Origin of the sequence: Paraflavitalea devenefica, from assembly GCF_011759375.1 — a bacterium.
In the GTDB taxonomy this organism is placed as follows: domain Bacteria; phylum Bacteroidota; class Bacteroidia; order Chitinophagales; family Chitinophagaceae; genus Paraflavitalea; species Paraflavitalea devenefica.
In genome coordinates, this window is record NZ_JAARML010000001.1 from 1,877,519 (window position 1) to 1,903,697 (window position 26,179).

Consider the following 26,179-nt stretch of genomic DNA (forward strand, 5'->3'; position numbering starts at 1 on the left):
AGCCGGAGCATGATCTCCGGCTAAGGTGAAGGGGAGGTTATATTAGCGCTTGAAAATATAAAAGTGTTTAGAGCCATCCTCCTGGAGAACATAAAACTGCAGGGTGGTATCATTCAACGTTACCAGTTTGCCTTCTTCCAATGTATTCAAAACAAAATCCTGGCCATTGGCATTTAGTTCCCAGTGGCTGGTATAGGACCCTACACCGCAATTGGTGTTCTCGTTGTTATAGGTAACATATGTATACTCCCCGTTGGTTTTAAAAGTATAAATATCATCGAACATGCAATCTATACCCCAAAGGATATTCTCATCAAGATCGTTGGGGTCCAACGTGCCATCTCCGTTTGCATCAGATCCCCTGAAGGTGATTTTCCAGGTCTTTGAGGTGATTAATTTTACCTTCTTATCATAGTCGCTTTCTTTCTCTTTTTTGCATCCGGTGAGCATACCGGTAATACACAGCAAAGCCAACAGGGAACGGACGAAGTTGTTTTTCATGTTGTATAAGGAGTTGAGGGTTGGCCACAAAAAAACTAATTTTCACGTATGATACATAGCGCCTGATTATATAAATCTTATGACCATGTATCACCGACAGATAAACGCAAAGGCCAGTGCTTTAACACCGGCCTTTTATATTAGAAAAGCAGTAATTTGTTATTGTTTCTTAAGAACAGCCCGGAAAGATGTGCTCATACCCATAAAGTCGGCAGAACCTTCAATAACAAGTGTTGTTCCATCAAAGGACTTAACGACTCCTATATAATCCATACTATTTCCTCTTATCACGATATTATTTCCATCAAGCTCCCACTCTGTGTCGTAGCTGCTGCTGCCATTGGCATCACATTTGGTGCCGGCATCTTCATATTTAGCTGTGAAGTCTGCATTCAAAGTATAAATATCATCCCTTTCGCAGGCCTCAAAAACTTCATTGTATACATCATAGTCTACGCCGGCTGCTTTTCCTTTAATCTCAGTTGCTTTGTACTTGCCGGCCAGGTTTTCTTTGGTAACGGCCACCGGCTCAGCGTCCTTATCTTTCTTACAGGCGCCTAATAAAATGGCTGACACAGCAAACATAAGCAGGAGGCGGATAGAGGTCTTTTTCATTTGTTGGATTTTGGTGAGTAATATCATTCCCCGTATAACGGTTTTAGGCCTATTTTATTGTTTTTCAGGTGCCTTATTTGGCTTTTTTGAAGGCTTTTAATAAGTTGGCAAGTAACTTGCATCGGCTTTGTTCGTATTTTCATATCCTGATTATCAATCGTTCACGCTAAAAGCTTTATATGGTGGCTACTGCCGACGATATTCGTCAACTTAACGATCAAATTCAATACCACGGCGCTTTCATTGACCGCCTGCGGGATGAAACAGCCCGGGTGATCATTGGACAGCATCATATGCTCGACAGGCTGCTGATAGGCCTTTTAAGCAATGGTCACGTACTGCTGGAGGGTGTGCCCGGACTGGCTAAAACATTGGCCATTAAATCATTGGCGCAGGCTGTGCACGCAAAGTTCAGCCGTATCCAGTTTACCCCCGATCTGCTCCCTGCCGACCTTATCGGTACCATGATCTATAACCAGCCCAAGAATGAATTTGTGGTGCGGAAAGGCCCCATTTTTGCCAATTTTATCCTGGCGGATGAGATCAACCGGGCCCCGGCAAAAGTACAAAGTGCCCTGCTCGAAGCCATGCAGGAACGCCAGGTAACGATTGGCGACACTACTCATAAGCTGGACGAACCCTTCCTCGTATTGGCCACCCAGAACCCGCTGGAACAGGAAGGAACATATCCCCTGCCGGAAGCCCAGCAGGACCGGTTTATCATGAAAGTAATTGTGGACTATCCTACCAAAGATGAAGAACAGATCATCATACGGCAGAATGTGCAGGGACTAAAACCGCCCGAAGTAGGACAGGTCGTTTCCATGCAGGAAGTGCTGAAGGCGCGCGACCTCACCAGGCAGGTTTATCTCGATGAAAAAGTGGAGAACTACATCCTCGATATCGTTTTTGCCACCCGCTTCCCAGAGCGTTATAAACTGGATAAACTGAAACCTTTGATCGCCTATGGCGGATCGCCCCGGGCAAGCATTAACCTGGCGCTGGCCGCCAAGGCGCATGCCTTCCTGAATAAACGGGGGTTTGTCATACCGGAAGACGTACGCAGCATTTCCAAAGACGTACTGCGGCACCGACTCGGATTGACTTATGAGGCAGAAGCTGAAAACGTAAATGTAGAAGCCGTTATTGATGATGTACTGCGTGTAATACCTGTTCCATGACATTGACAACAGCAGAAATATTAAAGAAAGTCCGGGAGCTGGAAATTAAAAGCAAAAAGCTCACCCGCCACATTTTTACGGGTGAATACCACAGTGCTTTTAAGGGAAGGGGTATGCTGTTCAAAGAAGTGAGGGATTACCAGGCCGGGGATGATATCCGGTTTATTGACTGGAATGTTTCTGCCCGGTTCAACCATCCTTACAGCAAGGTATTTGAAGAAGAGCGGGAACTGACGGTTATGCTGATGGTAGACGTAAGCGCCAGTTCATTGTTTGGTACTACCCATGCCCGTAAAAAGGATATGGTAACGGAAATGGCGGCTGTACTGGCTTTCTCGGCCATCAGTAATAATGATAAGGTGGGACTTATATTTTTCAGCGACGGGGTGGAGAAATTTATTCCTGCCAAGAAGGGACGCGATCACGTCTTGTACATGGTGCGCACACTGCTTACTATGGAGCCCGGCCGGAAGGGAACGAAAATAGGAGAAGCTTTGCGGCGACTCAATAACTCTACCCGGCAGCGTTGTATCGCCTTCCTGCTGAGTGATTTCCTGGACCCCGACTTTAATGATGACCTGAAAGTAGCCGGCAAAAAGCATGACCTGGTAGGTATTAAAGTATACGATAAAATGGATATGCAATTGCCGGATGCCGGGCTGCTGGAATTGCAGGATGCGGAGACTGGTGAGCGGCAATGGATTGATACCAGTGATTTTACGGTACGGCAACAATACCAGGAAGTTTTCTTCCGGCATACGAACTATTGCAAGTACGTCTTTACGCATGCCGGTAGTGATCTATTGCATATCCGCACAGACGAAGACTATGTGAAAGTGCTACAGAAATTCTTTATTGGCCGTAATAAGTAATGGATTAAAGTATACATGAGCCGGATGGTACGATATATTATAGCTGGGATTTGTTTGTTGAGCTGTACACTTGGCACCAATGCACAGGTATTGGTAAAGGCTTATATTGACCGCGATAAAATACTCGTTGGCGAAGACATTATCCTCACGCTCGATGTACGCGCTCCGCTTGGCCAGCCTGTTACCTGGTTTAACCTCGACACACTACCCCATTTTGAATTTATAGATAAAGGAAAGATAGACACGGTGGAAGGCGTGGATGGAAAAAAATGGCAACAACAGCTAACCATCACCAGCTATGATTCAGGATACTGGCAGATACCCGCTTTATCGCTGAAGGTAGGCGACAAAACCTACTATGCTGATTCGCTGGGGGTACAGGTGGGTTATTCCAATGCCGATCTCTCACAGGATTATAAGGACATTAAGGAGATAGAGAACGTACCTGATACGGAAACCGGCTACATTCCCTGGATCATAGGCGCTGCTACACTCGTAGCCATCGCTCTCCTGTTCTGGTTATTCAGGAAGAAGAAAAAAACAGCGGCGCCTGTACCGGTAGCCATAGCGCTTACACCTTTCGACGAGGCCATACAGGCCCTGGAAGCCTTGCGTAAAAAGGACCTTCCCGGCAAAGGACAAATAAAACATTACTATACAGGTCTCAATGATATTCTGCGGGTATTCGTGCGCCGTAAGCTCAACATTGCTTCACTGGAAAAGACCAATGAAGAGCTGATCAGTGAATTGAAGAAGCAACGCCTGCATGAAGACTATTTCCGTGAGCTGGCAAATGCTTTGCGCATGGCCGACTTTGTAAAGTTCGCCCGGTATGAACCAGGCGCTGAGGACAATGCAAAGAACTATGCCATCATTGAATCTGCTATTAAAACACTTAATAACATTCCTTAAGCTTTGTTATACGACTGGTTTCAACATATTGATTTTGCTTATCCCTGGGCTTTCAGTGGTTTCCTGCTGCTACCCCTGATGGTGTATTGGTACCTCACCAGGTATACTGCACAGCAGGCTACCGTGATGGTTTCTTCCACCGCATTTATAAGAAAAAGCAGCTCCTGGAAAAAGACGTTCCGGCATGCTTTGCTGGTGCTGCGGTTATTGGCAGTGACTTGTGTTATCATTGCCCTGGCGCGCCCGCAAACCCGCAATGATGAAGAGCTGAAAATGGGTGAAGGTATTGATATCATATTATGCCTGGATGTGAGTGGCAGTATGTTCGCACAGGACCTGTTGCCCAACAGGCTGGAAGCCAGCAAGGCGGTAGCGGCGGAATTTGTAGACCGGCGCCCCACCGATCGTATCGGGGTAGTCATCTTTTCGGGAGAGAGCTTTACGCTGGTACCCTTAACCACCGATAAGCAGATCTTAAAATCACAGATATACAACATTCAGCGCGGGATGCTGGAAGATGGAACAGCCATTGGCGATGGCCTGGGGGTGAGTGTAGACCGCCTGAAAAGCTCTCCGGCTAAAACAAAGATCATTATCCTGCTTACAGACGGAGAGAACCAGGGAGGATTGATCGATCCGCTCACAGGTAAAGACCTGGCCAGGGCGCACCATATCCGCGTGTACAGCATTGGCGTGGGTACAGATGGCTATGCACCTATGCCGGTACCGGATGGTATGGGTGGGGCCGTAATACGGCGGCAGAAAGTGAACATTGACGAGAAACTCATGCGCCTCATTGCTGAAGAAACCGGCGGACTGTATTTCAGGGCCAGGGACAATGAAAGCCTGAAGAACATCTACGGTGAAATTGATAAACTGGAGAAATCCAAAATTGAGGTAACTACCTTAAAACGCTATACAGAACGCTTCTTTCCATTTGCATTGGCCGCGGCTGCCTTACTTTTGCTGGAAATAATATTACGCTACACCCTATTCAGAAAGTTCCCTTAATGAACAATTCTCAAACTCATACATTCAATTCATCCCTCCAATTCCGGTTGAGACAATGAAAGCATTAGTATACAAATCAACAGGCAGTTGGTATGTGGTGAAAACCGAAGCAGGACAGGTATTGAATGCACGTATCAAAGGGGTGTTTAAAATTGATGGCATTACTTCCACCAATCCTATTGCGGTGGGCGATGAGGTGGAAGTGGAAACAGAAAATGAAGGCGAGGGCACCGTTATGATCACGGAAATATTGCCCCGCAGGAACTACATTACCCGGCAATCGCCTTCCCATAAAAAACAGCACCATATTGTAGCTTCCAACCTGGATCAGTCTTTACTCTTTGCCACCCTGCGGGACCCTAAAACCTCTCAGGGGTTTATTGACCGTTTCCTGGTCACCTGTGAAGCGTACCATATACCGGCCCTCATCGTCTTTAATAAAGCCGACCTGTACAAGAAAAAAGAACAGGAACAATATGAAGTCCTCCAGGCTATGTACAACGACATTGGCTATACCACTGTACTCATGTCGGTACCCAAGGGAGAAGGTGTAGAAGAAGTGAAAGACCTGTTGAAAGATAAGATCACGCTCATGAGTGGGCATTCAGGTGTAGGTAAGTCTACTTTTATCAATTCCATCTTTCCGGAACTGAAGCTGAAGACCCAGGATGTAAGTGGCTGGAGCGGTAAGGGGATGCACACCACCACCTTTGCAGAAATGTTTGACCTGCCTTTTGGCGGTAAGATCATTGATACGCCGGGTATGCGGGAATTTGGGCTGGTGGATATATCCAAACAGGAATTGTCGCATTACTTCCCGGAAATGGCTAAGCGCATCAATGACTGCCAGTTCAACAATTGCCTCCACATCAATGAGCCGGGTTGTGCAGTAAAAAAAGCGGTGGAGGATGGCATTATCTATGAAGAGCGTTTCTTCAGCTACTATAAAATACTCGAATCCATAGAAGAAAAAGAATACTAAAACAAAGAGTCCTGCTGTATGGCAGGACCCCTTTCGTTTCAGAAGTAAAACTTTGTATGGTAAGCGAACGAATGAAAAGATCTGACAGGTTGAGCTGAGCCCCGCTGTTTAATAAATTGGTGTGTAAATAGATCTGTCAGACTTATTATGATCAGGACACAAATCTCCTTGCCTTGTGCACCAGTAACTTATTCTCCAGGAATTTGGCCACTTCTATTACCGCATCATTATCCTTACGGGGGGCCTCCCGGAACTTAAACGGATAAATGGAAATGCCGGTGTAAATATTGTAGTGAAGCGTTAAAATGTGGCCTTTGTACAGGAAGTTCCAGGTTAAAGTATCAAAATCATCCTGTTTCTGGGTAAAACGTATTGCCAGATCGTCGGTGAGAATATTGGCCACTTCATAAAAGCGTTTCAGACCGCAATCGTCGTCAATGATGGCTTCGGTACAGCCGAAGTCGGTACGCAGCGTAAGGCTCATACAGTATGGATTTAAATGTTATCGAAAGGGTACGAACAGGAAACTTCGTATCGGGAATTATGACCTGAACTTCTTAGCCTTCGGTACCTTCTCTCCACTTAGTATTCGTTCAGCGCCTACATTCTTTCCATTGGAAGGGCAACCATATTTAGGACCAAAAAGGCTGCACGAGCTACCCAACAGAATGATGAATGAGCAGACTAAAACGATTACGATTTGATGGATTTTCATAACTGGAATGCAGTGGATTTTAAACGCTTTTTAAAGCTAACTATATTATTTCGTAGTTGCAATAGGCGATCTATTTTTCCTCTGTCACCTGGTCGCGAAACCAGTCGGCATACTTCACATAATTGTTTGCTATTCTGTCGATTTCACCTTGGATTTGAGATTGGTCAATAGTTTTTACTCTTTTGGCAGGTACGCCGGCATAGATCGTTCCCTCGGGTATCTGGGTACCCTCCAGTACGACGGCGCCGGCGGCAACGATACTATGGCTGCCAATGACCACATTGTCCATAATAATAGCGCCCATACCAATAAGCACATTGTCGTGAATAGTGCAGCCGTGCACGATGGCATTATGGCCAACAGATACATTATTACCAATGATGGTTTTGGTTTTTTTGTACGTGCAGTGGATCACTGCGCCATCCTGGATATTTACCTTATTGCCCATGCGGATGCTGTTAACATCCCCACGTACAACGGCATTGAACCAGATACTGCAATCATTGCCCATTACCACATCACCTACGATGGTGGCATTGGGGGCTATAAAAACGTTATCGCCAAAGGTGGGATAGGTTCCATCTACATGTAATATGACAGGCATAGGTTGATGTTTATGGTTTGTAGTTATTGTTTACTGTTTTACGCCTATACAAATATACTAAACCTAACAACGGATACGGCCAATAACCAGCAACCAGTACCCAGCGACCAGTAGCCAGCAACCAGTATATTTGCTCCATGAATCAACGGGAGTTATTTTTTCGTCATGTGGCGCAAACCTCTGCAGCGCCGCTGGCATTGGAGATCGTCAAAGCTGAAGGCAGCCGCCTGTGGGATGCCGATGGGAAGGAATATATTGACCTCATTGCGGGTATTAGTGTCTGCAATGTGGGCCACCGTCACCCACGGGTCATTAAGGCCATCCGGAAGCAACTGGATGATTACCTGCATATACTGGTGTATGGGGAAATGATCGAGTCGCCGCAGGTGCAATATGCCAAGCTGCTCACAGACCATTTGCCGGGCTCCCTGGATTCGGTCTATTTTACCAATTCCGGGGCCGAAGCCGTGGAGGGCGCCATGAAACTGGCCAAACGGGTGACCGGCAGAACGCAGGTCATTGCCTTTAACCAAAGTTACCATGGCTCCACGCAGGGCGCGCTGAGCATTATAGGCGATGAATACTGGCGGCGGGCTTTCCGTCCCCTGCTGCCGGATATATTGCACCTGGAGCATAATTCCCTGGAGGCAATCGAGGCCATTACAGAACGTACCGCCTGCGTGATTGCAGAGCCTGTACAGGCTGAACGGGGGGTATATACACCCTCCAAAGCATGGATGCAGGCCCTGCGTAAAAAATGCACCGAAACAGGCGCCCTGCTGGTGCTGGATGAGATACAAACCGGTTTTGGCCGTACCGGTACCTTATGGGCCTTTGAACAGTTTAATATTACTCCCGATATCCTGTTGCTGGGTAAGGCCCTGGGCGGCGGCATGCCGCTGGGGGCTTTCATCGCCGGGAAAGACATCATGGGCCACCTGACTGATAATCCTGTATTGGGACATATTACCACATTCGGCGGCCACCCGGTTTGCTGTGCGGCCGGAGGGGCGGCACTGAAAGTATTGCTGAAAGAAACGCTGGTGCAGGAAGTGAAAAAGAAAGAAGCCCTCTTTATAAAACTATTACAGCATCCGGCTATTAAGGCCGTCCGCTCTAATGGACTGATGATTGCTGTGGAATTTGACAGCTATGAAACCAATAAAAAGGTTATTGACAGGTGCATAGCCGAAGGGGTATTGACAGACTGGTTCCTCTTTGCTGCCAACTGCCTGCGCATTGTGCCACCGCTGACCATATCTCCCAAAGAGATCAAACGGGCCTGCAAGGTGATCCTCGGGGCAATTAATCTTCGATCTCTACAATGACTTCTACTTCCACCGCAATATTCATGGGAAGGGAACCCATGCCAACGGCAGAGCGGGCATGTTTGCCTTTATCGCCAAATATCTCTACCATAAGGTCGGAGTAACCGTTAATCACCTTGGGGTGGTCGCCAAAGCTGTTTTCACAGTTCACCATTCCCAGCACCTTTACAATGCGTTTTACCTTATTCAGGCTGCCCAGCTCGGCCTTCAGTACCGCCAGGTGATTAATGCCCACCAGGCGGGCTGCCTGGTAACCCTGTTCCAGGGTAAGCTCTTTGCCCACCTTACCGGTGATATGGGTACCATCAGCCTTGGTAGGGCCTTTGCCGCTCAGGTACAGGAGATTACCCACCCGTACTGCATTCACATAATTAGCTACGGGTGCAGAAGGAGTAGTAAGTACGATACCTTTTTCTTTTAATTTTTGTTCGGCATCCTGTGCCTGAAGACCTGCTGCCATAGTAAAGAGCATAAGGAGGATAAAGAGCTTTTTCATATATCCTCAAGATAGAAAATATTTAAATACCATCGCTGCCAGCAGTGCCCCGATGATGGGCGCCACCACAGGTATCCAGGCATAGCTCCAGTCACTGTCCCTTTTTTGCGGAATGGGCAATAGAAAATGTGCTATGCGCGGACCAAGATCACGTGCCGGATTGATGGCATAACCCGTAGGCCCACCCAGGGATACGCCAATGCCCAATACCAGCAAGGATACCGGCAATGCATCAAGGGCGCCTAATTTATAATCACCTTTAATAATCAGTAAAGCGCCCAGCATCAATACAAAAGTGCCGATGATCTCAGTAATAATATTATTGGGCGTACTACGGATGGCAGGGCCTGTACAAAATACGGCCAGCTTCAGGCTGCCGTCGGCTGTTTGCTGAAAATGCTGGCGATAAGCCAGCCAGGTGATCACGGCGCCTGTAAAGGCCCCGGCCAGTTGCGCCAGTATATAAATGCCTACATTGGCCCAGTCGAACTTACCGAGATAAGCCAGTGCGATGGTTACGGCAGGGTTGAGGTGACCTTCTCCTTTCAGGTTGGCAGAAGCATACACGCCTACAAATACCGCCACGGCCCAGCCGAAAGCAATAACAAGGAGGCCGCTGTTCTGCCCCTTTGTTTTATTCAGCAATACATTGGCTACTACACCGCTTCCAAGGATAATAAGGAGCATGGTACCAATAAATTCTCCGATAAATAAATTCATAATGGCAATATTGAAGGTTTTAGGTTGAAGGGTGAAACGTAACACCCATTAGTGTCATTTCGAACGCAGCGAAGCGGAGTGAGAAATCTGCTATCGAAGCAAACGCCCACTCACCACTCACTACTCACCACTCACTTTCTCAGGCAAATACTGTTTTGCTATTGCATAAAATGCTGTTAACTGTTGCTCTATCCAATCCTGTCCCTGCTTCATTTCAGTAGCCATCAGTTGTGCTACCAGTGGCGCGGCGGCAATGGCCGCTTTGGCATCCAGCAGCAGGGCCCTTGTACGGCGACTTAAAGCGTCTTCCACAGTCATACACATTTCCTGCTGTACAGCCCATACGATCGTGGCTTTCTTATAAGGCAGATCAGGGTGTAGCAGGGCGCCCAGTTCAGGGTTGCCGGCTACCAGTTGATCAACATTCGTTTTATCAGTGCCGTAATAATAATCTGTTGTGGAGTAATCAGAAGTAGGCATGGCGCCGTGAATAGCCAGTTCTTTGGTCACTGGTTCCTGGTAAGGTAAGGAACCCTGCACAGCAGCAATATTGATCACATCGGCCGCCATCTTACGGTAAGTGGTCCACTTGCCGCCGAGGATACTGACAAGGCCACTGTCAGATACCAGGATAGAATGGTCACGGGATATTTCGGCTGTTTTCTTGGCTGTGCTTTTTACCAACGGCCGCAGGCCGGCAAAAATGCTTTTCACATCATCGCGTGAAGGGTCTTTGGTAAGATAACGGGCCGCATGCTCCAGGATAAACTGTATCTCCTCTTCCTGTGCCAGCGGTTCGGCTAATATCTGGCTCACAGGTGTATCCGTGGTGCCTACAATGATCTTCTGGTGCCAGGGAACGGCAAACAGTACGCGGCCATCATCAGTATGGGGGATCATAATAGCCGCTTCACCTGGTAAAAATTCTTTGTCCAGCACTACGTGAATGCCCTGGCTGGGAGCAATGCTGGTGGGTTTTTCCGGATCATCCATTTGTTGTATGGCATCTGAAAAAACACCAGTGGCATTGATCACCACCTTACCCCGCACTTCATAAACCTTGCCGCTGAGCTCATCTTTTACCTGTACGCCAGCTACTTTATTTTGTGCTTTTAACAAGCCGGTTACACTCATATAATTCAGTACCACCGCTTTTTGTTCCACAGCAGTCTGGGCCAGGTTAATGGCCAGCCGGGCATCATCAAACTGCCCGTCGTGATACAATACACCGCCGCGAAGGCCTTCTGCATCGAGGGTAGGGGCCAGTTGCAACACTTCTTCGGTAGACAGCCATTCGGAAGTGCCCAGTCCGAGACTGCCGCTCATCCAATCATATACCTTTAAGCCGAGGCCATAATAAGGGCCTTCCCACCATTTATAATTGGGTACTATAAACGACTGGTTTTTCACCAGGTGCGGTGCATTCTGTTTCATAATGCCCCTTTCTTTCAGGGCGTCCATCACCAGCTTAATATTGCCTTGCTGCAGGTAGCGTACCCCCCCATGCACCAGCTTCGTAGAGCGGGATGAAGTGCCTTTGGCAAAATCCACCTGTTCAAATAGAATAGTACGGTAGCCTCTGGCGGCAGCATCTACGGCTGCACCCAGGCCGGTAGCTCCACCTCCGATGATGATAATATCCCAGGAAAAAGGATCGGCTTCAAGTTGTTGTATCAGATCAGTACGCTTCATTAATATAGATTACAGATTATTGCTAATACCCAAAGGCTGACAGCTAACACTCTTTACTTATCATCCGCCCAGGCCACTGCTGCTTTTACAGCACGGTGCCATCCTTTTAACAATTGCTGTGCTTCATCAGACGGCATAACAGGTGTGAACTTTGCATCTACCTGCCATTGCTTTTGTAATTCTTCAATGCTATCCCAATAGCCAACGGCCAGTCCTGCCAGGTAGGCGGCGCCAAGGGCCGTAGTCTCATATACTTTAGGACGTAATACCGGCACCTGCAGCATATTGCTTTGGAATTGCATCAGGGCATTATTGATCGTAGCCCCGCCATCTACCCGCAATTCGGTGATGGAAATACCCGCATCCGATTCCATGGCTTTCAATACATCATTCGTTTGGTAGGCAATGCTTTCCAGTGCAGCGCGGGCAATATGTGCATCGGTAATGCCACGGGTAAGCCCAAATAAAGAGCCTCTCGCATGTTGGTTCCAGTGGGGAGCGCCAAGTCCTGCAAAAGCAGGCACCATATAAACGCCATTGGTATCCGGTACGCTGGCAGCCAGGGCTTCTACTTCCGATGAAGCGCGTATAATATGTAATCCATCGCGCAGCCATTGTACTACCGCGCCGGCAATAAATATACTTCCTTCCAGTGCGTACTCTACCTTGTTGTGCACCTTCCACGCTATTGTTGTCAACAGGTTATTGGTAGATACCACCGCTTTTGTGCCTGTATTCATCAGCATAAAGCAGCCGGTGCCATACGTATTCTTTACCATGCCCGGTTGGGTACACATTTGTCCAAAAAGTGCTGCCTGCTGGTCGCCGGCAATACCTGCGATGGGTATATTGGCATGTTTTACCACCGTTTCGGTTACCCCATAGATCTTGCTCGAAGGTTTTACTTCGGGTAAAATGCCGGCCGGGATATCAAACAGGCGCAACAGTTCTTCATCCCACTCACAGGTATGGATATTCAGCAACATCGTACGGGAAGCATTCGTAACATCGGTCACATGCAGCTTACCGCCGGTGAGCTTCCAGATCAGCCAGCTATCTACCGTGCCGAAGGCTAGTTTGCCGCGACTGGCTTTTTCACGGACGCCAGGTACATTATCCAATATCCATTTTAACTTGGTGGCAGAGAAATAGGCGTCAATAATCAATCCTGTTTTTTGTTGTACCAAAGCAGCATGGCCGGAAGCTTTGAGGTGATCACAAAACTCAGCCGTCCTGCGGTCCTGCCATACAATGGCATTATGCACAGGCTTGCCGGTCTCCCGGTCCCATACAATTGTTGTTTCACGTTGGTTGGTGATGCCAATGGCTGCCACCTGGTCGGTGGTAATACTTTTCTTGGCCATCACTTCGGCCAGCACACTGAACTGTGATGACCATATCTCTTCGGGGTCATGTTCTACCCAGCCGGGTTGGGGATACCATTGCTTAAACTCTTTCTGGGCTACGGTAACAATACTGCCGGCATGATCAAACAGGATAGCGCGGGAACTGGTAGTGCCCTGATCAAGGGCGAGAATATACTTATCAGACATGCAATCGGTTTGAAGGCAAAAGATAAGAAAATAAACCTTTGACAAAATCATTTTACAAACGCAATTATAAAAATATCGCTCATGTATTAACCATTCATAATAATTAAGAAACAGATTACAGGTAGTGTTGTAATTTTCTGCATGTAAAGTCTAAAAACACACCTTTTATGAGCTTTTCCTTTTTAAAAAACCGCAACCGTGGCTTACTGGTTGTGCCGGCTGTATTGCTGATCGGCACTGTGTGGGCTGCTGCGGAAAACCACCCCGGTCCTGTATCAGGAACGAATGAAATGCCTGCGGATACAACCCGTAAGGATACTGTGAAGTACACGGAATACAAAAGCCTTCCACTAAAACCGGAACGCAAAATTGCATTCACTACCAATGAGGGAACATGGATGTCGGTAGATGTAAGTCCCGATGGTCAATCGATTGCGTTCGACCTGATGGGCGATATTTATACGGTCCCCATTACCGGTGGCAAAGCAAAACCGCTGACCAAAGGACTGGCATTTGACACACATCCCCGCTATAGTCCGGATGGTAAAAAACTCCTTTTTACCTCCGACAGAAGTGGTGGTGAGAATATATGGTATATAGACTTTGAGAAAGAAGATACGGTGCAACTGACCAAAGACCGCGACCAGAACTTCCCCGGCGCCGCCTGGACTCCCGACGGCAATTATGTAATTGCTGCACGTGGCCGGCTGGACATTAAACTCTGGATGATGCATAAAGATGCAGGCAGTGGCGTGCAACTGATAGAAGCTACCGGTTTTAAAACCATTGATCCTGCAGTAAGCGCCGACGGCCGGTATATTTATTTCTCTTCCCGCAATGGCGCCTGGACCTATAATGCCCCGATGCCCCAATACCAGATCAGCGTATATGACCGGGAGGATGCACGTACTTCAACCATCACTTCCCGTTATGGATCGGCCTTTACGCCGGTATTGTCCAAAGACGGTAAATGGATCGTATACGGGTCGAGGTTTGAGGACAAGACCGGCCTCGTGATCCGCAACCTGGCCACCGGCGATGAAAGGTGGCTGGCTTACCCGGTACAGCGTGATGAGCAGGAATCCATGGCCACCATGGGTGTAATGCCGGGGATGGCTTTTACACCAGACAGTAAAGCCCTGGTGGCTTCCTATGGCGGCAAGATCTACCGCATCCCGGTAGATGGCGGCAAGCCCACTGAAATACCTTTTACGGCTGATATGGAACTGGAGCTGGGCCCAAGGCTTGATTTCAAGTACCCGGTATCTGATACTTCCCATGCATTGGCTACCCAGATACGGGATGCTGTTCCTTCTCCTGATGGAAAGAAACTGGCCTTTACCGTATTGAACCGTTTGTATGTAATGGATTGGCCCAATGGTACGCCCAAACGGTTAACCAACCATGAGTTCACAGAAGCAGAACCTGCCTGGTCGCCGGATGGTAATACGATTATTTTCACCACCTGGACACCCGAAGGCGGCAACCTGTTCAAAGTAAATGTGAATGGCAAAACCGCCGTACAGAAACTGACCAAAGAACCAGGCTTCTATTCTTCGGCTGTATTCAGTTTAAAAAATGACCGCATTGTTTTCATACGTGGTAAAATGCAACGGTACAGGGAGTCTATAGGCCCCGTAGCCAATGGTGGTGAAAATGAATTGTGCTGGATAGGGGTTAATGGCGGTGATATTACCGTGATAGAAAAAGCCAACTTCCGCAGCAATCCCCATTTTGTAAAAAATGAAGACCGCATCTACCTCAACCAGGGTGGCAGCCTTATCTCTATCCGCTGGGATGGAACAGATGAGAAAGTGCATGCCCGTGTTTCGGGCGTTACCACCTATGGTATCAGCAACCTGAAAGATGAAGCCCACCAGCATGAACTGAATGCTACAGAGTTTTGCCTGCTCACGGAAAAAGTTGCACAGGCCATGGAAGTGCAAACGCCCTCCAATGCGGCCCAGATCAATATATCACCCAATGGCGACCGTGCGCTGGCACAGGTGAACAATGATATCTATGTCATTACCATCCCCCGCACCGGCAAAACAGCTTCTATATCGGTGGCAGAAGCTTCCGCCTCGGCCTTTCCTGCCCGGAAGTTAACAGAGCTGGGCGGCGAGTTTGCTTCCTGGGAGGCAGACGGGAAAAAAGTACACTGGTCACTGGGCAATGCCCACTTTGTATATGATGTGGATAAAGCATTATTCCAGGAAGACAGTGTAAAGCAGGCAAAAAAAGCAGAAGCTAAAAGAAAAGCTGATTCCCTGGCCAAAGCGATCACTGCGGTGATTAAGATACAAACCGACACTACCAAAAAACTGGTAGACACGCTGGCAAAGAAAGTGGTAGAGAAGAAAGACGAATTTAAATACAAGCCACAGGAAGTAGCGATCAAAGTATACTTTGAAAAAGACTTCCCCAAATCGTCTGTATTGTTGAAAGGCGCCCGCATCATTACCATGAATGGCAATGAAGTCATAGAGAATGGCGATATCCTCATCGTAAACAACCGTATCAAAGCGGTGGGCAAAAGCGGCACCTTACAGGTTCCGGCCAATACAAAAGTGAGGGATGTGGCCGGGAAGACCATTGTGCCGGGCTTTATAGATACCCATGCGCACATGTGGCCGCAGTGGGGCATTCAGAAAAACCAGTGCTGGATCTATGCCGCCAACCTGGCCTATGGCGTTACGGCCACCCGCGATCCGCAAACCGCTACCACCGATGTACTTACTTATAGCGATATGGTAGATGCGGGTAAAATGGCAGGTCCGCGTGTATATTCCACCGGGCCCGGCGTTGGTTTCTGGATGTACAACATCCGTGATTCAGCACAGGCCAGCACCATCTTGCAGCAATACAGCAAATATTACCATACGAAGTACATTAAAATGTACCTCACCGGGCCGCGCCAGGTACGTCAATGGATCATCAAAGCAGCCAAAGACCAGGGCCTCATGCCTACCACGGAAGGCGGCCTGAACTATAAGCTGAATATGACGAACTTGCTCGATGGCTACCCCGGCCACGAGCATACGATCCCGGTATTCCCCTTATATAAAGATGTATACAAGGCCATCGCTGAATCGAAAATGGCAGTGACGCCCACCCTGCTGGTAGCTTATGGTGGCCCCTGGGCAGAGAACTATTTCTATGAAACAGAGATGCCTTACAATGATCCCAAACTGCAGTTCTTTACGCCCTATGATGAACTGGCGCCTAAAACACGCCGCCGCGGCGGTTGGTTCATGCCCGAAGAGCACATGTTTGTGAAGCATGCAAAATCAATGAAGTCCATGGTAGAGAGTGGTGCGCTGGCCGGTATAGGCAGCCACGGTCAGTTACAGGGTCTGGGATACCATTGGGAGTTATGGTCTATGCAAAGCGGTGGCATGACTACGCACGATGCCTTGAAAACGGCTACCATCCTGGGTGCCCAGGCATTGGGACTGGATGGCGATATTGGCAGTATTCAGGCCGGTAAACTGGCCGACCTGATCATTATGGACAAGAACCCCCTGGAAAACATCCGTAATACCAACACCATCAATATGGTAATGAAGAACGGCCGCTTGTATAACGGCAACACACTCGACGAAGTGTACCCCACCACGCGTAAGCTGGAACGTAGTGAATGGACATTTGAAAAACCGGCGAATACGACAGGAATTAAAGAGTAAGACGAACCTCGCAGCCAATGAGTTTATCCTGTAAAGGACCCTGTGTAAGCGGGGTCCTTTTTTCTTTTTATCTTGTACTAATCAATTCGTTTCTTCGTTGTAAGTTATTTCCCCTATATGAAGCGATTTTTACTATATGCGCAGTTGGCCCTGTTGCTCACAGCCCTGTACCCTTTAGCCCTTTCCGCACAGCAAAACAAAGACAAGAACAGCCTGTTATGGCGCATCTCAGGGAACGGATTGTCCAAGCCCTCCTGGTTATACGGCACCATTCACCTCGTGGATAAGCGGGTCTTTAATTTTGGCGATTCGCTCTATGCCGCACTCGAAGCCTGCGAAGGCTATGCCATGGAACTGGTGCCCGATTCTATGGCGACGTTCTATTTAAACGATACCAGGGATGGAAAAACGTTAAAACAGGTGGTGGACGCTAAAACTTTTGACCGTCTGAAAAAGAAGCTGAAGGAACAGTTTGACAAAAAACCGGAAGAAGTGACGGTGAAAGAGTTCAAGGCCTACTTTACCAAAAAAATAAACAACCCCAATAATAAAGATGCCATGCCTGTGATCATGGATGCGTGGTTCTATAGCGCGGCGCGTCGTCAGGGTAAATGGGTGGGTGGTATTGAGGATACAGAAGACCAAAGGGACATTGGCGGTAATCTCTCCTTCTCTTTTTACGTTAACGATTTTTTGAATGATCACCGCTCAAGTAAGCAGATGCTCGATCAGATGATCAATATCTATAAAGAGGAAGACCTGGAGGGGATTGAAATGATCGAAGAAGCTACAGGCAATGGGGCAGCCAATAATAGCATGCTGCGCCGTAACCGGAAAATGGCATTCCGTATGGACAGCCTGGCGCATATACGCAGTATGTTTTTTGCAGTAGGAGCAGGTCACCTGCCCGGCGATTCCGGTGTCATCAGCTACTTGCGCAGGAAAGGCTATACGGTGCAGCCGGTCAGCTCGTCCAAACGCATTCCTGCTGATACCTGGCACTTTCCTGTAAAAGAAGTGCCTTGGGTAACGGTGACAGCCAGTTCAGGCGCCTTCACCGTTCAGTTGCCTGGCGAGCCACAGGAAACAGGGCTGGTAGATGAGAGCATGGATATGAAAATATATGCTGACATCACCTCCAATATCGTTTACCTGGCAATGAGTGTTGACAAAAAGGACAACCTTGATATTGACAGCATGATGACCCAGGTGGTGAAGAACATGAACAAGAAGGCCCGTGTGGTGGAAAGCCATGATATAAAAAGAGACAGTGTGCGGGGAAAGGAGATCATTGCAAAGAGTGATGAGGCTGTTTTCCGCCTGCAGTGCTTTTACCGTCCACCAATGGCGTATGTAGCCCTCATAACTTCCCCCCTCGATACATTGGTAAGGTCGGCAGATGCAGAACGCTTTTTTAAATCGCTGGTCATGCATAAAAAAGTGAAGTCAGACTATATACCCTGGTCTACCTTTACCGGCGACCGCCACGCGTTTTCGTTGAAGTTCCCGGGAAGACCTGCTGTAAGAAAAGGACCGGGCGATGAGCGCACCATGATCTCAACCCTCTACAGCTCAATCGATACAAAAAACGACATTTTCTTCCAGTGCCTGGTGCAGGATATGAAAAAAGGTTTCTACCTCACCGGCGATACAACTGTGTTCCGACTTTACCTGAATGCGCTGGATAGTAATGAAGCCACCCATTTGCTGAGCAGGCGGATGGACACCCTGCAACAGTACCCGGCTATGTGGCTCGACTTTACGATGACGCGCGATGAAAATACTTACTACAATAAAGTATTGAGCCTGCACCGCGGCAACCGCCTTTATTTTATCATTGCAACCGCCGGTGACAGCCTGAAAGCCCGCCAGCATATCAACAATTATTTCTCTTCCTTCTCCTTCCTGCCGGCAAAAGAAGGGAAATGGTCGCAGCAGGAAGCGCCTGATAACAGCTTTACCACTTGGGCGGCCAGTGCTGTTACCCGCTATGTAGGTCCGGTTGATGAGGAGGAGGAAAACGACAACAGCAAAGAGATATACTTCGAGATCTATGATTCCACAGCACCCTGTACCTATTATGTTAGTAAATCTCCTTACCCCCGTAATTTTTGGGCGGAAAGCGATACGACACTATTGCGGCGCACCGTTGATGATTATGTGGGGTATAGTGACAGCCTGCTGAGCTATACTCCGGTAGCCAATGGCCATCATCGTGGGGTGGAAGTGGTGATCAGGCTGGCCGATAACCACAATGTAAAAAAAGCGCGGCTATTGATCGTAGGTGATACGTTATTCACGATCTATGGTATTGTACCGCCGGCGGTGTTGGCGCTTGATAACAGCCGCCGGCTGTTTACCGGCTTCCGGGTGAATCATACCACACCTCCTACCATCTTTACCAATAAAGCTGCCGCCTTGCTGCAAGCCTTGCAATCGCCGGATTCGGTAGTATTTCAAGAGGCTAAGGCAACATTGAAACTGGTAAATTTTACCAAAGCCGATCTGCCCTTGCTGCACAAAGCGATGCTGGAATGGTACCGGGACTCGGCAGAATACAATGCTGTCAACGGAACGCTTTTCGACTATATAACCATCCTGCGGGATGAAAGTACGCTTACAGTTGTGCAAGAAGTATGGGATAAGCTGCCGGCAGGTAAGGAAAAACTGCGTTACAACCTGCTGGGTTTATTGGGGAGGTATAGAACGGCTGCTTCGGTTTCACTGGCAAAAGACCTGTTATTACGTCATATCCCGCGGGAAGGAAACGCCTGGGAGCTGTTTAGTTCCTTAGAGGATACGCTCGAATTGCTGAAGCCCATTTTCCCTGAATTGCTGCCTTTGCTGAAGGATTCCCTGGCTGCTCCGGAAATAATTACCCTTGCAGCGCGAATGCTGGACAGTAACTACGTAGATGTAAAACTTATAGCCAACTATAAAGGTGAATTGTATCAAATGACTGCCCATGCTTTAAAAATGATACAACAGGTGGAGAACTACAGTTTGTATACCAACTTTGCGCTCATCAGGGTATTGGCCAGATTGAAGGAGCCGGTGGCGAACCAGTGGGTACGTAAATTCCTGCTGCAAGCCAATCTTTCCCTGAAGCAGGTTGCCGTTATCGCCTTATTGGAACATGGCCAGCCGGTAGCGGCAGCGGAACTGCTGAAGCTGGCGGCCGATAACGAACAACGTATTGGCCTGTATGAAGACCTGGTCAAAATTAAAAAAGAAGCATTGTTTCCCAGGCAGTACCTCACAGAGCAGGCTTTTGGGCAAAGCGAACTGCATGATTATGCCTCGGAGGATAATGAAGTGAAGAAAATAACCTTTATTGGCGAACGGGTGGCCCTCTATAAAGGCGTTCGTAAGAAATTCTTTCTCTACAAGGTTGATATGTCGTATGATGATGAAAAGATCATTCATCTCGGCATAGCCGGTCCTTATGGATTAAAACCTGCCAAACCGGTCACAGAAACAAAAGCAACCGGTATCTATTGGGAGCAGGAATACAACCCCGCCAAAATAGATACTTATTTGAAAGCTTACCTGAAAGAACAGGAGCAATATGAAGAGCAATAATAAGCTTGCAGTGTCAGCTTGTCGAAGGGTGGGTCGCCCCTAAGGGCGGCTAACCCTGGTCTAAAGGAGCCTGTCGAAGGCCCTTGCTAAGCAGTGAACATTCCCCCAACGAAAAAGGCCTCCCCCACGGAAGGCCTTTTTTTAATATTGTATGCACCTTTAGAATGCCAACCTGAAACTAAAGAATACCCCAAAACGTTTCACCTTTTCAACAGGCAGGGGCCTTGGCGCCAGGCGCCACACAAAATCAACCCGGAACAGCTTGAAAATATTGTCTACGCCTGTGCCTACTTCCACATAGGTTTTCCCGTTGAGTGATTCAAACTTATAATCTGACCCTGCGGGCATATTATACGCGGCATTTTCTTCGCTGAGGCTGCCTACCAGGGCTTTAGCGGTCCAGAACTGGCGGAACTTTAACTTCCTCGTCAGCGGGATAAAGCGGAACAGGCCATTGCCGAAATTATGCTCTATGTTGATCCCCGCGTACCGGTCATGCAGGTACTCATAGCGGTTCATCAGGTTGAAGGCATACTTATTATAATAATAGATCTCATTACCGGGCGCTACATCCAGCATCATATAAGGAATAGTGCCCCAGGTACGGCCCGCAAACACATTATAATAAAGGGTGCCGAAGGGCGGTATCTTGGAATAATCCGAAATGCTGGCACTCAGCTTATGGTAATCATATTTACCATCCAATACACCGCTTAAACCTCTTGTATAGCGTATTTCAGCAATAGGATAATCACTGCCCAGGCTATAACGGTTAAAAGTGCTTTCCAGGAACTTCTCCAGGTAAGCATAGCGGATGCGGATAGAGGCTTCCGTTGTGCGGATGGATGAATCCCCCTTATCATCTACAAAAAACTTCTTGTAAGGTATATTACGCACCGGGTCAAAATTCTTATGCGAACCGCTGAGGGTAACGGAGAAGCCTGACTTGGTGGAGCCGAAAAGATCAACCTTGGTTTCATCCATCATCAGGAACTTGATGGGCACGCCATTCTTGCGGATGGCAAGGGCAAAAATGTTATCCTGGCTGATCTCATCATAATATTGCTGGCCGCGGTCAAAGTCGTGCCGGTGCAGGATGGAGATATAGGTACGCGGATTCTTATTGATCAGGTACATGGCATCCATCTGGTACTTGAACTCCTGATCCTTGAAACCGTAGGCAAGATATCCGTGAAACAGGAATTTCTTGCTGAAATGGCGGTTGGTAGCCAGGTCAAAACGGGTCCTGAACCCTTCCTGTACGTTGGCCGTGGCCCAGTTGAACCAGGGACCGATCTCATAATTGCCAATATTCAAATACCCGGTGGCTAAGAAATTGAGCGTGCGCGTAACTCTTTTGAAAGCCGGCATCTTCAGCAGGGTGTCAATCGTTTGGTAGATGGCCTTTTCACTTTTATTGAGCTCTTCATGGCGCGACTCTACCCAGAAGGAATCGGGCGCCTGCTGGGCGGTTGGCGGTAATATCGTCTCTTCAATCAGCTTATTCTTGCCGAGCTCATCAATGACCGACTGGTCATTGACCACGATGTTTTTATAGGTCGTGCTTTTCCTGCCAATGGCCGAAAGGGTTTTTTCGCCGGTCAGCGACATATCCACCACGAACTTATCACGCGTGAGGAACCAGGTGGTATCATTGATCAGGGTAAACTCCTGTATCAGGCTCAGTTTGTCTACAAAATTGATATTGGCATCCTTGGAAAGCCGGAGGTTCATCTTCTGGATCGCCCAGGTGGTATCATGGGCCCAGCAATCGCCTTCAAAAGTATTTTCGCCTTGGCGTTTAGGGGTAAATGACATATGTATCAGGCGGCGGCCATTTACATACTGGGTATCCAGCACCCGGTAACGGTAATAATTATCACCGTTATCACTGATGGGACTTACAAACAGCTTATCGAATACCGGGATGAAATTGCTGTAAAAATTAATATTCTGGTCCATGCCGCCCAGGAAACGGGAAACACTCTCATTGTTTATACCCATCGTTTTTATACCCTTGAATACCTCCCGCCGTTTACGGGGTGATTTCTGGTAATAATAATCTGAGATGGCCTCCGTAAGGTACACTGGCAGGAAAGTCTTGCCTTCTTCGGTCGTATCAATATTGTTCAGTACGAAATTGAACCGCTTGATAAAAGGCAGGTTTTGCCATTTCTCCTTCTTGATATTCTTGATATCTACTTCCAGTTTATTGTACAGCTCATAGGAGAAATTACTAAACCGGTAGCGGTCATTGCGGGCCTTATGGCGTACAATGCGCTTCCACATCAGCAGGCCACGGTCAATCTTTTGCCGCACCACTACTTCGGAAGTGAATTTCCCCCTTTCCAGCAGGATGGTAATATCTATGACATTGTTTTGGGCCTTTTTGGCCAGGTTGGAGTCAATGGCCAGGAAAAAGTCCTGGTAGCCTACATATGTAATCTTGATGGTATCGGTAGGCCATTGGTCAAAACGGAAGGTAAATGCACCGGCGGAGTCGCTGAGTTTTCCGGTTCCGGCCACCTGGAATTGCATAGAGGCAAAAGGAATACGTTCATCACTGTGGGCATCCTTAATAATACCCCGCAGGATTTTGGTTTGTCCTTGTGCAGTTTGAAGTAGCAATAAAAAGAAACAAAGCCTGGCTATACTAAATAAAATTTGCTTCACGGGCGCGATTTGAACTAATATGACCAAAAATACGATTAAGACCCCTATTCGGTATTGTTAAAAACACCAAAATATCAGGTATATAACGTCAAAAGTTTGCAAATATGAAAAAATTACCCCTACTTTGTATTACAAAGCGCTTTATATGGATAGCCAACACCAACCATTAGAAACCTTGCAGGACATTAAACGCATGATGGAGCGTTCGTCCCGTTTTATTTCCCTGAGTGGATGGAGTGGTATCTCGGCAGGGATTTGCGCCTTAATGGGAGCCTGGGCAGCTTACCTGCGACTTAAGGGTTTCCTGGTATACCATTCCGGGCGTACACACCAGGGAATATATGCAGAAGAATCTGCTTCGTACAACTTGTTCATAGACCTTATGATCATTGCCGCCATTACCTTTGCGGCGGCCCTTATATCAGCTTTTTTCTTTACGTATATACGTACCAGGCGTAATGGGGTGCCTATGTGGGACCGTACCGTGCAACGGTTGGCCTGGAATACCATATTGCCGATGGCGGTGGGTGGTATCGTCATCCTGCGGGCACTGGAGTTGGGTTACTATGAAATGGTGGCGCCCGGCTGCCTTATATTCTATGGCCTGGCGCTGGTCAATGCTTCCAAGTATACGCTGGGTGAAGTGCGGTACCTGGGTTATGGGCAAATCATATTGGGTATACTTAATCTCTGGATAATTAATGAGGGATTGTATTTTTGGGCCGCCGGTTTTGGCATATTGCACATCGTCTATGGCGCTGTAATGTGGTGGAAATATGAAAGGTGAGTAGTGAGTGGTCAGTGGTGAGTACCCCTATCGAAGCAAACGGCTCACAGCTCGTAGCTCGCCGTTCATAGCTTAAAATTATTTGTGATGTATGAAGAACCCGATTGAAAATCTGAATAAAATATTTGACAGCCGCATACGCCTGGGGGTCATGAGCATCCTCATGGTGAATGAGGAGGTGAGCTTTAATGACCTTAAGCAAATGATGGAAGTGACCGACGGCAACCTGGCATCGCACATTGTAAACCTGGAAGAGAACGGTTTTATCAAGGTACACAAAGGGTTCATAGGCCGTAAAACCAATACAACCTATTCAATTACAAAGGCCGGTGAAAAAGCTTTTAAGGAACATATTGAAGCATTGGAGAATATGATCAAGGGAGTACGGTAATATTTTTTTTGCCCTTGCACTTTGAAATGCAAAGCACTTTTTAAACCTATACAATATGAAATTCGCTTTAGCCTTCAAAATCTGGATCATAGCTGTTGCTATCAACACATTAGGGGGAACCATCATGTTGACCGCCTTTGATGGAATGACAGATATGGCCCCACTAATCTTTTTTTATGGCCTGCTCTTCGGCGTACCCGTTTCAATTCCTGCACTGGTAGTTATGTATGCAATGATTGATTATTATGTAACCTCGGAAACTAAGCACATGGTACTTTTCCGGGCAGCATTGATCACTGCCTTAATCATGTCGGTAGTAGCATGGATATTATTTACGGCGTTCTTTTCCAGGGGCAGCTATGGAGATCTCCATTTCTTATGGCTCGCCATCTTTTCAGGTGTCAGCGCTACGTCTACCCAATACCGGTCTTTTAAACGTATAGTGGAGCGCGAAGAATCTTTTGAAACCATACAGCCATGAAAATAAAAATGATCTTACCGGCGCTTACAGAGGCTAAAAGCCCTTACTGGCGGCCCATCAAATACTCCCTGTTCCCTCCTTTGGGATTGGCCACCCTGGCGGCCTACTGCTCACCGGAGGATGACATAACATTACAGGATGAGCATGTGGAAACGCTCAATATAGAAGATGAGCCCGACCTTGTCATCATCCAGGTATACATCACCAATGCTTTCCGGGCCTACGGCATAGCCGATCATTACCGGGCCAAAGGATGCTATGTGTGCCTGGGTGGTCTGCACGTGAGCTCCCTCCCCGATGAAGCAATGCCCCATGCCGATAGTATCTTCATCGGGCCGGGCGAAGATACCTTTCCGCAATTCCTGCAGGACTTCAAAGAAAAACGGGCACAGAAGATCTATACCAATAAACAACGCAGCATTGAAACCATACCGCCCGTACGGCGCGACCTGATCAAACGTAACCTGTACCTCGTACCCAATTCAATTGTGGTATCAAGAGGCTGCCCGCATCATTGCGACTTTTGCTATAAAGATGCTTTTTTCGAAGGCGGTAAATCCTTCTATACACAACGGGTAGATGCTGCACTGGCAGAAATAGAACGCTTGCCCGGCCGCCACCTGTACTTCCTCGACGATCATTTACTGGGCAATAAGAAATTTTCCGGGGCATTGTTTGAAGGCATGCGCGGCATGAATCGCGTATTCCAGGGCGCTTCTACCATAGATGCGATCCTGCGGGGCGATCTCATTGAACAGGCTGCGCGGGCAGGCATGCGCAGTGTATTTGTCGGCTTTGAAACCCTGAGTGAAGCCAACCTTACACAAAGCAATAAAAAGCAGAACATGGGCAAGGATTACCGGCAGGCCATCCAGCGCCTGCACGACCTGGGGATCATGATCAACGGAAGCTTTGTATTCGGCCTGGATGAGGACAGGAAAGATGTTTTTAAGAAAACAGTAGACTGGGCTGTATCCAGTGGCCTTACCACAGCCACTTTCCATGTGCTTACCCCTTATCCCGGTACCCGTTTATTCAAAGATATGCAGCAGGCCGGTCGCATATTGCACCACAACTGGGACCTCTATGATACCAGGCAGGTCGTGTACAAAACGGTGGGCCTTTCAGCAGAAGAACTGAAGGAGGGTTATGACTGGGCCTACCGTTCCTTTTATTCCTGGAGTAACATCTTTAAGGCAAGCGTGCAACATGATAACCTGCGCCACATCATCAAACACTTTGCGTATGCCGGCGGATGGAAAAAGTTTGAACCCCTGTGGAACTTCATCATTAAAACAAAAGGACTGAACAAGATGCTGCCGTTGCTGGAAAGTATTTTATCAAAGGTTAACAAAAAACAGGATCAACCCATGACGCCTTTCCCGGCCATTGCCTGA

General features: G+C 47.8%; 21 protein-coding genes. 12 read left to right on the top strand and 9 right to left on the bottom strand.

All coding sequences use genetic code 11. The features are described from left to right. Positions 1–42: 42 nt before the first annotated feature. On the bottom strand, positions 43–501 hold the full coding sequence (locus tag HB364_RS07690) for a lipocalin family protein (RefSeq protein ID WP_167287274.1): 459 nt from the start codon (positions 499–501) through the stop codon (positions 43–45). A gap of 159 nt (positions 502–660) precedes the next feature. Beyond that, positions 661–1,116 (bottom strand): lipocalin-like domain-containing protein, encoded by a 456-nt coding sequence (locus HB364_RS07695; RefSeq protein ID WP_167287275.1) that lies wholly within the window; start codon positions 1,114–1,116, stop codon positions 661–663. Positions 1,117–1,295: 179 nt separating this feature from the next. Here HB364_RS07695 and HB364_RS07700 point away from each other — a divergent pair, with 179 nt between their 5' ends. The 5 genes from HB364_RS07700 to rsgA are packed head-to-tail and all read left to right on the top strand — an operon-like array spanning position 1,296 to position 6,074. Next, complete coding sequence (locus HB364_RS07700) at positions 1,296–2,297, top strand: AAA family ATPase (protein WP_167287276.1); 1,002 nt, start codon at positions 1,296–1,298, stop codon at positions 2,295–2,297. Further along, entirely contained in the window at positions 2,294–3,169 is an 876-nt protein-coding gene (locus tag HB364_RS07705) for a DUF58 domain-containing protein (protein WP_167287277.1), read from the top strand. Before HB364_RS07700 ends, HB364_RS07705 begins: the two co-directional genes overlap by 4 nt. A gap of 24 nt (positions 3,170–3,193) precedes the next feature. Next, a complete protein-coding gene (locus HB364_RS07710) occupies positions 3,194–4,081 on the top strand; it encodes a pepsin/retropepsin-like aspartic protease family protein (protein WP_167287278.1) in 888 nt (295 codons plus the stop codon). Positions 4,082–4,084: 3 nt separating this feature from the next. After that, on the top strand, positions 4,085–5,092 hold the full coding sequence (locus HB364_RS07715) for a vWA domain-containing protein (RefSeq protein ID WP_167287279.1): 1,008 nt from the start codon (positions 4,085–4,087) through the stop codon (positions 5,090–5,092). 55 nt (positions 5,093–5,147) lie between these two features. Continuing rightward, the gene (gene rsgA / locus HB364_RS07720; protein ID WP_167287280.1) at positions 5,148–6,074 is read left to right on the top strand and encodes a ribosome small subunit-dependent GTPase A; all 927 of its coding nucleotides are present in this window, start codon (positions 5,148–5,150) and stop codon (positions 6,072–6,074) included. Between the two features lie 151 nt (positions 6,075–6,225). On the opposite strand, the gene HB364_RS07725 is transcribed toward rsgA, so the two are convergent. Both HB364_RS07725 and HB364_RS07730 read right to left on the bottom strand, forming a co-directional pair. Continuing rightward, a complete protein-coding gene (locus HB364_RS07725; protein WP_167287281.1) occupies positions 6,226–6,558 on the bottom strand; it encodes a hypothetical protein in 333 nt (110 codons plus the stop codon). Between the two features lie 301 nt (positions 6,559–6,859). Continuing rightward, the gene (locus HB364_RS07730; RefSeq protein WP_167287282.1) at positions 6,860–7,393 is read right to left on the bottom strand and encodes a gamma carbonic anhydrase family protein; all 534 of its coding nucleotides are present in this window, start codon (positions 7,391–7,393) and stop codon (positions 6,860–6,862) included. A 137-nt stretch (positions 7,394–7,530) separates the two neighbouring features. Between HB364_RS07730 and HB364_RS07735 the strand changes: the two genes are divergently transcribed. Beyond that, positions 7,531–8,721 (top strand): aspartate aminotransferase family protein, encoded by a 1,191-nt coding sequence (locus tag HB364_RS07735; RefSeq protein WP_167287283.1) that lies wholly within the window; start codon positions 7,531–7,533, stop codon positions 8,719–8,721. Here HB364_RS07735 and HB364_RS07740 read toward each other — a convergent pair. The 4 genes from HB364_RS07740 to glpK form a co-directional block, all read right to left on the bottom strand. Further along, the gene (locus tag HB364_RS07740; protein WP_167287284.1) at positions 8,699–9,217 is read right to left on the bottom strand and encodes a RidA family protein; all 519 of its coding nucleotides are present in this window, start codon (positions 9,215–9,217) and stop codon (positions 8,699–8,701) included. The genes HB364_RS07735 and HB364_RS07740 overlap by 23 nt on opposite strands. A 6-nt stretch (positions 9,218–9,223) precedes the next feature. Further along, positions 9,224–9,937, bottom strand: a complete 714-nt coding sequence (locus tag HB364_RS07745; RefSeq protein WP_167287285.1) for an MIP/aquaporin family protein — start codon at positions 9,935–9,937, stop codon at positions 9,224–9,226. Positions 9,938–10,057: 120 nt separating this feature from the next. Continuing rightward, complete coding sequence (locus tag HB364_RS07750) at positions 10,058–11,629, bottom strand: glycerol-3-phosphate dehydrogenase/oxidase (RefSeq protein ID WP_167287286.1); 1,572 nt, start codon at positions 11,627–11,629, stop codon at positions 10,058–10,060. Between the two features lie 53 nt (positions 11,630–11,682). Beyond that, the gene (gene glpK / locus HB364_RS07755; protein ID WP_167287287.1) at positions 11,683–13,182 is read right to left on the bottom strand and encodes a glycerol kinase GlpK; all 1,500 of its coding nucleotides are present in this window, start codon (positions 13,180–13,182) and stop codon (positions 11,683–11,685) included. A 167-nt stretch (positions 13,183–13,349) separates the two neighbouring features. On the opposite strand from glpK, the gene HB364_RS07760 reads away from it, so the two are divergent. Together HB364_RS07760 and HB364_RS07765 are read left to right on the top strand one after the other, a co-directional pair. Then, a complete protein-coding gene (locus HB364_RS07760) occupies positions 13,350–16,868 on the top strand; it encodes an amidohydrolase family protein (RefSeq protein ID WP_208419870.1) in 3,519 nt (1,172 codons plus the stop codon). A gap of 117 nt (positions 16,869–16,985) precedes the next feature. Next, on the top strand, positions 16,986–20,450 hold the full coding sequence (locus HB364_RS07765; protein ID WP_167287288.1) for a TraB/GumN family protein: 3,465 nt from the start codon (positions 16,986–16,988) through the stop codon (positions 20,448–20,450). Positions 20,451–20,609: 159 nt separating this feature from the next. On the opposite strand, the gene HB364_RS07770 is transcribed toward HB364_RS07765, so the two are convergent. Then, entirely contained in the window at positions 20,610–23,123 is a 2,514-nt protein-coding gene (locus HB364_RS07770) for a DUF5686 family protein (RefSeq protein ID WP_167287289.1), read from the bottom strand. Positions 23,124–23,268: 145 nt separating this feature from the next. On the opposite strand from HB364_RS07770, the gene HB364_RS07775 reads away from it, so the two are divergent. The 4 genes from HB364_RS07775 to HB364_RS07790 all read left to right on the top strand — a co-directional run bounded on the left by HB364_RS07775 (position 23,269) and on the right by HB364_RS07790 (position 26,179). After that, entirely contained in the window at positions 23,269–23,910 is a 642-nt protein-coding gene (locus HB364_RS07775; protein WP_246228355.1) for a hypothetical protein, read from the top strand. Positions 23,911–24,001: 91 nt separating this feature from the next. Next, entirely contained in the window at positions 24,002–24,301 is a 300-nt protein-coding gene (locus HB364_RS07780) for a winged helix-turn-helix domain-containing protein (RefSeq protein WP_167287291.1), read from the top strand. 55 nt (positions 24,302–24,356) lie between these two features. After that, positions 24,357–24,782 (top strand): hypothetical protein, encoded by a 426-nt coding sequence (locus tag HB364_RS07785; RefSeq protein ID WP_167287292.1) that lies wholly within the window; start codon positions 24,357–24,359, stop codon positions 24,780–24,782. After that, positions 24,779–26,179 (top strand): B12-binding domain-containing radical SAM protein, encoded by a 1,401-nt coding sequence (locus tag HB364_RS07790; RefSeq protein ID WP_167287293.1) that lies wholly within the window; start codon positions 24,779–24,781, stop codon positions 26,177–26,179. Before HB364_RS07785 ends, HB364_RS07790 begins: the two co-directional genes overlap by 4 nt.

What these genes read in the sequence shown, in the direction of transcription:
- HB364_RS07780 (WP_167287291.1), top strand. Translation starts at nt 24,002, where the DNA reads ATGAAGAACCCGATTGAAAATCTGAATAAAATATTTGACAGCCGCATA.
- HB364_RS07745 (WP_167287285.1), bottom strand. Translation starts at nt 9,937, where the DNA reads ATGAATTTATTTATCGGAGAATTTATTGGTACCATGCTCCTTATTATC.
- glpK (WP_167287287.1), bottom strand. Translation starts at nt 13,182, where the DNA reads ATGTCTGATAAGTATATTCTCGCCCTTGATCAGGGCACTACCAGTTCC.
- HB364_RS07790 (WP_167287293.1), top strand. Translation starts at nt 24,779, where the DNA reads ATGAAAATAAAAATGATCTTACCGGCGCTTACAGAGGCTAAAAGCCCT.
- HB364_RS07690 (WP_167287274.1), bottom strand. Translation starts at nt 501, where the DNA reads ATGAAAAACAACTTCGTCCGTTCCCTGTTGGCTTTGCTGTGTATTACC.
- HB364_RS07735 (WP_167287283.1), top strand. Translation starts at nt 7,531, where the DNA reads ATGAATCAACGGGAGTTATTTTTTCGTCATGTGGCGCAAACCTCTGCA.
- HB364_RS07750 (WP_167287286.1), bottom strand. Translation starts at nt 11,629, where the DNA reads ATGAAGCGTACTGATCTGATACAACAACTTGAAGCCGATCCTTTTTCC.
- HB364_RS07785 (WP_167287292.1), top strand. Translation starts at nt 24,357, where the DNA reads ATGAAATTCGCTTTAGCCTTCAAAATCTGGATCATAGCTGTTGCTATC.
- HB364_RS07775 (WP_246228355.1), top strand. Translation starts at nt 23,269, where the DNA reads ATGGATAGCCAACACCAACCATTAGAAACCTTGCAGGACATTAAACGC.
- HB364_RS07760 (WP_208419870.1), top strand. Translation starts at nt 13,350, where the DNA reads ATGAGCTTTTCCTTTTTAAAAAACCGCAACCGTGGCTTACTGGTTGTG.
- HB364_RS07725 (WP_167287281.1), bottom strand. Translation starts at nt 6,558, where the DNA reads ATGAGCCTTACGCTGCGTACCGACTTCGGCTGTACCGAAGCCATCATT.
- HB364_RS07705 (WP_167287277.1), top strand. Translation starts at nt 2,294, where the DNA reads ATGACATTGACAACAGCAGAAATATTAAAGAAAGTCCGGGAGCTGGAA.
- HB364_RS07740 (WP_167287284.1), bottom strand. Translation starts at nt 9,217, where the DNA reads ATGAAAAAGCTCTTTATCCTCCTTATGCTCTTTACTATGGCAGCAGGT.
- HB364_RS07700 (WP_167287276.1), top strand. Translation starts at nt 1,296, where the DNA reads ATGGTGGCTACTGCCGACGATATTCGTCAACTTAACGATCAAATTCAA.
- HB364_RS07730 (WP_167287282.1), bottom strand. Translation starts at nt 7,393, where the DNA reads ATGCCTGTCATATTACATGTAGATGGAACCTATCCCACCTTTGGCGAT.
- HB364_RS07695 (WP_167287275.1), bottom strand. Translation starts at nt 1,116, where the DNA reads ATGAAAAAGACCTCTATCCGCCTCCTGCTTATGTTTGCTGTGTCAGCC.
- HB364_RS07765 (WP_167287288.1), top strand. Translation starts at nt 16,986, where the DNA reads ATGAAGCGATTTTTACTATATGCGCAGTTGGCCCTGTTGCTCACAGCC.
- rsgA (WP_167287280.1), top strand. Translation starts at nt 5,148, where the DNA reads ATGAAAGCATTAGTATACAAATCAACAGGCAGTTGGTATGTGGTGAAA.
- HB364_RS07710 (WP_167287278.1), top strand. Translation starts at nt 3,194, where the DNA reads ATGGTACGATATATTATAGCTGGGATTTGTTTGTTGAGCTGTACACTT.